The sequence below is a fragment of the Streptomyces sp. NRRL WC-3549 genome, assembly GCF_000721935.1.
Taxonomy (GTDB): domain Bacteria; phylum Actinomycetota; class Actinomycetes; order Streptomycetales; family Streptomycetaceae; genus Streptomyces.
Map to the genome: position 1 here is coordinate 28,693 of NZ_KL585407.1, position 6,457 is coordinate 35,149.

Genomic DNA, 6,457 nt, shown 5'->3' on the forward strand with positions numbered 1-6,457 from the left:
CCGGGAGCCGCAGCAGCTCCAGCGCGGTGCGGTAGCCGTCCTCGTGGTTGAACTCGCCCTCGCGGACGAGCTCGGAGTCCATCGGGAGCCCCGACGTCTCCAGTGCGGCGCGGTAGCCGTCGAGCCGGGCGCGGCTGCACATCATGCGGGCCGGGCCTCCGATGACGCCGATGCGCCGGTGCCCGAGGCCCGTCAGGTGACGGGTCGCGGCCAGCCCGCCCTGCCAGTTGGCCGCGCCCACGGAGGGGATGTCGTCTCCCGGGTCGCCGGCCGGGTCCACCACGACGAACGGGATGGAGCGGCTGTTCAACTGGGCGCGCTGGGCGGCGTCGAGGTCCGACAGCACCAGGATGACCCCGGCCGGGCGGCGTGCCAGGACGCCGTCCACCCACGTCTGCCCCGGGGTGAGGCGGCCGGCGCTCTCCGAGAGCACCAGGCTCATGCCCTCGTCCCGGGCGACGTTCTCGACGCCGCGTACGACCTCCATCGCCCAGGCGCTGTCCAGTTCGTGGAAGACCAGGTCGATGAGCTGGGACTGCTGGGAGGCGCCGCGGCGGCGGCGGTAACCGTGCCGGAGCAGCAGTTCCTCCACCTTCGTGCGGGTGCCGGGGGCGACGTCGGCGCGGCCGTTCAGCACCTTCGAAACTGTCGGAGCCGAGACTCCGGCCGCTCGGGCGATCTCTGCCAGCGTGGCGGTGCTCTCCGACGACGCGCCGGTGGACGCCTTCTCCTGTGGGGGCTGGACCTTTGCGGGGCTCATGCACGAATCGTAGCCGCACATCCCGTCCGGCAGGCGACCGGGCAAGGATCGTAAATCCTTGGTCCTACCCTCTTGACGGGCCCGAAACACGACCGTACGGTTCCGGCAACATTCGATAGGCACGCCGAAACATTCGACAGAGGGTGCGGTCATGCGGTCGGGGATTTTCAGTCAGGGCACACGTACGACGAGATGGGCGGCCACCGCCGCGGCGATGGCGATGACCGGCCTGCTGGCCGGTTGCGGTTCCGGGGACGGCGGATCGGACGGCGGGACCATAACCGCCTACGTCTACGGTGACGACTCCGTCAAGATCCAGCAGGCCGCGGTCGATTCGTTCAACAAGACCTCCGAGGTCAAGATCAAGCTGGTGTCGGTCCCCGGCACCGACTACGTCAACAAGCTGCGCAGCGCCATGGGCTCGCCCAACGCCCCGGACGTGTTCTACAACTGGGGCGGCGGCTCCATCAAGCCGTACGTCGAGGCCAAGCAGCTCGTCGACCTGACCGACACGGTCAAGAACGACCCCGCGCTGAAGAACGGATTCATCCCCTCGATCATGACGGCCGGCGGCCTCGACGGGAAGGTCTACGGGGTGCCGATGCGCGGCATGCAGCCCGTGATGCTCTTCTACAACAAGACCCTCTTCGAGAAGCACGGCCTGCAGGCGCCCAAGACCTGGGCGGACCTCCAGAAGGCGATCACCACCTTCAAGGACGCCGGCATCACCCCCTTCGCGCTCGGCGGCAGTGACAAGTGGCCCGAGCTGATGTGGATGGAGTACCTGCTGGACCGCATCGGCGGCCCCGAGGTCTTCCAGAAGATCCAGAGCGGTGACACCGACGCCTGGGGCGACCCGGCGGTCCTCAAGACCGCGCAGACCGTCAAGCAGCTGATCGACGACGGTGCCTTCGGCAAGAACTTCAACTCGGTCGACTACGGCAACGGCGGAGCCCCCACCCTCCTCAACAAGGGGAAGGCCGCCATGCACCTCATGGGCTCGTGGGAGTACTCGACGCAGCTCGGCAAGGCGCCCGAGTTCGCCGAGAAGGACCTCGGCTGGACCACCTTCCCGACGGTGGACGGCGGGGTGGGCGACCCGGCGAACATCGTGGGGAACCCGACCAACTACTGGTCCGTCAACTCCCGTACCAAGCACAAGGACGCCGCCATCGAGTTCCTGAAGACGATGGCGTCGAAGGAGTACGCGCAGGCCCTCGTCGACAACGGCGACGTCCCCACCACGTCGAACGCCGCGTCGATGCTGAGCGGCTCGCCCAACCCGCAGTTCGCCACCGACCAGTACGAGATGGTCCAGAAGGCCCCCAGCTTCACCCTCTCCTGGGACCAGGCGCTCGAGACGCAGTACGCCACCCCGCTGCTCACGGAGATCAGCAAGCTGTTCGCGGGCAAGACGACGCCCGAGAAGTTCGTCGAAGCGATGAAGGCCGCACAGTAGACATGTCCCTCCACACTCCGGTAGCGAAGAGGCGCGGAGACAGGCTGTCTCTTATACACATCTCCGCCCCCCGGTCAGCTGGGCCGTGCCCGGCATCGTCTTCTTCGCCGTCTTCGCGATCATCCCGCTCGGGATCGCCGTCTACCTCTCCTTCTGCGACTGGGACGGCCTCAACTCGCCCTCCCCGACCGGCCTGGACAACTGGACCCGGCTGTTCAAGGACTCGGAGTTCGGCCAGGCCGCCTGGCTGAGTCTCCTGCTCACCACGATCAGCTGGGTCTTCCAGACCCCGGTGGCCCTGCTGCTGGGCGTCTGGGCGGCGGGCCGCCGGCGCAGCCGGGCCGTGCTGTCGGCGATCTTCTTCATCCCGCTGCTGCTCTCCACGACCGCGATCGCCATGCTCTTCCACGCCCTCCTGGACCCGAACTTCGGCGTCATCAAGGAGATCGGCCCCTGGATCGGAGTCGATCCCAACGTCATGGGGTCGTCCACCGGTGCCCTGCTGGTGGTGGCGTTCGTCGGCGGCTGGCAGTTCATGCCCTTCCACACGCTCATCTACCAGGGCGGCGCCCGGCAGATCCCGGAAGTCCTCTACCAGGCGGCCTCCATCGACGGCGCCGGCATGGTGCGGCAGTTCTTCCACATCACCCTGCCGCAGCTGCGCCACACGATGACGACCTCCTCGGTCCTGATGATCGTCGGCTCGCTGACGTACTTCGACACCGTCCTCATCATGACCAAGGGCGGCCCCGGCACGGACACCACGATCCTGCCCTACCTGATGTACCGGACCGGCTTCCAGACCTACGACCTCGGATACGCGGCGGCCATCGCGACCGCGCTCGTCGTCGTGGCCACCGGTATCTCACTGATCATGGTGCGCCTCAGCGGCTTCGGCTCCATGCGGTCCACCCGGGAAGGAATGTGACGCCCATGTCGATCGACACCCGTCCCGCCGCGCCGCAGCACCGCTCCGCGCCCGCCCCGGGAACCGCCGGACGTACTCGGCAACCCGGTGGCCGGCGTCGGCTCACTGGTCTGGCTCGTCATCGTCCTGGTCCCGCTCTACACGCTGGTCTCCGCGTCCCTGATGCGCCAGGACCAGGCGTTGAACGGCGACCCGCTGGCGTTCCCCACGGACCCGACCCTGGAGAACTACCGCACCGTGCTGGACAGCGGGTTCCTCTCGCTGCTCGGCAACACCGCGATCGTCGCCGTGGTCACGGTCGTCCTCGTGCTGGTGTTCTCCGTCCCGGTGGCGTACGTCGCCGTGCGCACCCGCAGCCGCCTCTCGTCGCTCGCCTTCCGGACCTTCCTGCTGGGCGTCGCCATCCCGGCGCAGGCGGTGATCGTGCCCCTGTACCTGCTGATCGGGAGGATGGGCCTGTACGACACCCTGTGGGCGATCATCCTCCCCACCGCGGCCTTCGCCATGCCGGTCGCGGTCCTGGTGCTCAGCGGCACCATGCGCGACGTCTCCGAGGAGATGTACGAGGCGATGGCGCTGGACGGCGCCTCACCGGCGCGGATGCTCTGGCAGCTGGCCGTGCCGCTGTCGAGGGCCGGGATCTCGACCGTGGCCATCTTCTCCGCCCTCCAGGCGTGGAACGGCTTCCTGTTCCCGCTGATCCTGACGCAGTCGGAGGAGAACCGCGTACTGACGCTCGGGCTCTTCAACTTCATGACCCAGTTCGGGGTGAACATCCCCGCCGTGCTGGCCGCGATCGTCCTCTCCGTCGTGCCGATCTTCGTCGTGTACCTCGTGGCCCGGCGGGCGCTGATCAACGGACTGATGGGGGTGGGCGGCAAGTAGCACACCCCTGCCGCCCCGCACCACCGCACTCATGAGAGGAACCCCTGCCGCCATGGCAATCCACCCCGTCCCGCCCGCCCGACAGACCGAGCAGCTCCCCGCCGCCGACGGCCCGTGGCGCGACCCTTCGCTGAGCCCCGAGGAGCGGGTGGCCGATCTGACGGCCCGGATGACCCTCGAGGAGAAGACCGCCCAGCTGTACGGCATCTGGGTGGGCGCCGACGCCGAGGGCGACGGAGTAGCGCCGCACCAGGACGAGATGGTCGACGCGGTCGACTTCGAGGAGATCACCACCCGCGGACTGGGCCAGCTCACCCGGCCGTTCGGCACCGCCCCGGTGGACCCGGGGGTCGGCGCCCTCGCGCTGGCCCGCGCCCAGGCCCGGATCGCCGAGGCCGGCCGGTTCGGGATCCCGGCGCTCGCCCATGAGGAGTGCCTGGCCGGATTCACCGCCTGGGGCGCCACCGCCTACCCCGTCCCGCTCGCCTGGGGCGCCGCCTGGGACCCCGAGCTGGTCACCGAGATGGCCCGGCGGATCGGCGAGGACATGCGGTCGGTCGGGATCCACCAGGGGCTCGCCCCCGTCCTGGACGTGGTCCGCGACCTTCGCTGGGGCCGGGTGGAGGAGACCATCGGCGAGGACCCGTACCTGGTCGGCACCATCGCCACCGCCTACGTCAAGGGCCTGGAGTCCGCCGGGATCGTGGCCACGCTCAAGCACTTCGCGGGCTACTCCGCCTCGGCCGGCGCCCGCAACCACTCGCCGGTCCGGGCGGGCGCGCGTGAGATGGCCGACGTCATCCTGCCGCCGTTCGAGATGGCGGTGCGCGAGAGCGGCGTACGCTCCGTGATGCACAGCTACGCCGAGATCGACGGCGTCCCCGTCGCCGCCGACCCGGCGCTGCTCACCGGACTCCTGCGCGACACCTGGGGGTTCACCGGGACGGTGGTCGCCGACTACTTCGGCATCGGCTTCCTGGAGACCCTGCACAAGGTCGCCGCCGACCGGGGCGACGCCGCCCGCCTCGCCCTGACCGCCGGCGTCGACGTCGAACTGCCGACCGTGCGCGGCTACGGCGACGCGCTGGTGGCCGCCGTGCGCGAGGGGGCCGTCCCCGAGGAACTGGTCGACCGCGCCCTGCGCCGCGTCCTGCTGCAGAAGTGCGGACTCGGCCTCCTGGACCCGCGGGACACCGCTCTGCCGGCCGCCCTCGACGGGGTGGACCCCGAACGGGCCCGCGGCGCCGTGGACCTCGACCCGCCGCGCAACCGCGCGCTGGCCCGGCTGCTGGCCGAACGCTCCTGCGTCCTGGTGGCCAACCGGGACGGCGCGCTGCCGCTGACCGGGACCGGACGGATCGCGGTCGTGGGCCCCCGCGCGGACGACGCGCTGGCCATGCTGGGCTGCTACTCCTTCCCCAGCCATGTCGGCGTCTCCCACCCGGACACGCCCATGGGCATCGAGATCCCCACGGTGCTGGACGCCCTGCGCGAGGAGTTCCCCGGCGCCGAGGTGGACTTCCGGGAGGGCTGCGACGTGGACGGGGACGACGGCTCCCGTATCGCCGAGGCCGCGGAGGCGGCGGCCCGGGCCGACGTGTGCGTGGCCGTACTCGGCGACCGGGCCGGGCTCTTCGGCCGCGGCACCTCGGGGGAGGGCTGCGACGCGGCCGACCTCGCCCTGCCGGGGCGTCAGGCAGCACTGCTGGAGGCACTGCTGGAGACGGGGACGCCGGTCGTCCTGGTGCTGCTCACCGGACGTACGTACGCCCTCGGCGCGCAGGCCGGCCGGCTGGCCGGCTGTGTGCAGGCCTTCTTCCCCGGCGAGGAGGGCGCGGGGGCCCTGGCCGGCGTGCTGTCGGGGCGGGTCAACCCCTCGGGGCGGCTGCCCGTCGGCATCCCCGACCGCTCGGCCTGGCCAACGGGGTCAGCAACCTGGACCCGAGCCCGCTCCACCCCTTCGGCCACGGGCTCTCGTACACGTCGTTCACCTGGGAGCCGGGCGCGGGCGCACCCGCCGAACTGCCCACCGACGGCGAGACGGACCTCGACCTCACGGTCACCAACACCGGTGACCGCGACGGCGCCGAGGTGGTCCAGCTCTACGTGCACGACCCGGTCGCCCAGACGACGCGCCCCGACGCGCGGCTCATCGGCTACGCGCGGGTGCCGCTCGCCGCCGGGGAGTCCCGGCGGGTCCGCTTCCGCTTCCACGCGGACCTGGTGTCGTTCACCGGGATCCGCGGGCGCCGGATCGTCGAACCGGGCGACCTGGAGCTGCGCTTCGCCACCTCCAGCGCCCCGGCGGACGTCCGGCACACGGTGCGGCTGCGCCTCACCGGCCCCGAGCGCACCGTCGACCACCGGCGCACCATGGTCTGCGCCACCTCCGTCGAGCCGGCGGCCACGGCCGACTGACGGCACG

Annotated in this window: 3 protein-coding genes and 2 pseudogenes; 4 read left to right on the forward strand and 1 reads right to left on the reverse strand. The window is 70.9% G+C overall.

Going from position 1 to position 6,457, the window contains the following annotated elements; translation table 11 throughout:
* Positions 1-760 (reverse strand): LacI family DNA-binding transcriptional regulator (locus IH13_RS37870; RefSeq protein WP_031086072.1); only part of this gene is annotated, 760 nt, incomplete at its 3' end.
* A gap of 214 nt (positions 761-974) precedes the next feature.
* On the opposite strand from IH13_RS37870, the gene IH13_RS0119200 reads away from it, so the two are divergent.
* From IH13_RS0119200 to IH13_RS37880, 4 genes and pseudogenes are all read left to right on the forward strand, one after another.
* On the forward strand, positions 975-2,219 hold the full coding sequence (locus IH13_RS0119200) for an extracellular solute-binding protein (protein WP_031086074.1): 1,245 nt from the start codon (positions 975-977) through the stop codon (positions 2,217-2,219).
* Positions 2,220-2,280: 61 nt separating this feature from the next.
* A pseudogene (locus IH13_RS0119205) lies at positions 2,281-3,147 on the forward strand (carbohydrate ABC transporter permease); the annotation flags it as partial.
* Positions 3,148-3,234: 87 nt separating this feature from the next.
* On the forward strand, positions 3,235-4,032 hold the full coding sequence (locus IH13_RS37875) for a carbohydrate ABC transporter permease (protein ID WP_051835878.1): 798 nt from the start codon (positions 3,235-3,237) through the stop codon (positions 4,030-4,032).
* A gap of 52 nt (positions 4,033-4,084) precedes the next feature.
* A pseudogene (locus IH13_RS37880) lies at positions 4,085-6,450 on the forward strand (glycoside hydrolase family 3 N-terminal domain-containing protein).
* Positions 6,451-6,457 lie beyond the last annotated feature (7 nt).

Excerpts from the sequence above, each read along its gene's own strand:
- IH13_RS0119200 (WP_031086074.1), top strand. The coding sequence starts at position 975 with ATGGCGATGACCGGCCTGCTGGCCGGTTGCGGTTCCGGGGACGGCGGA.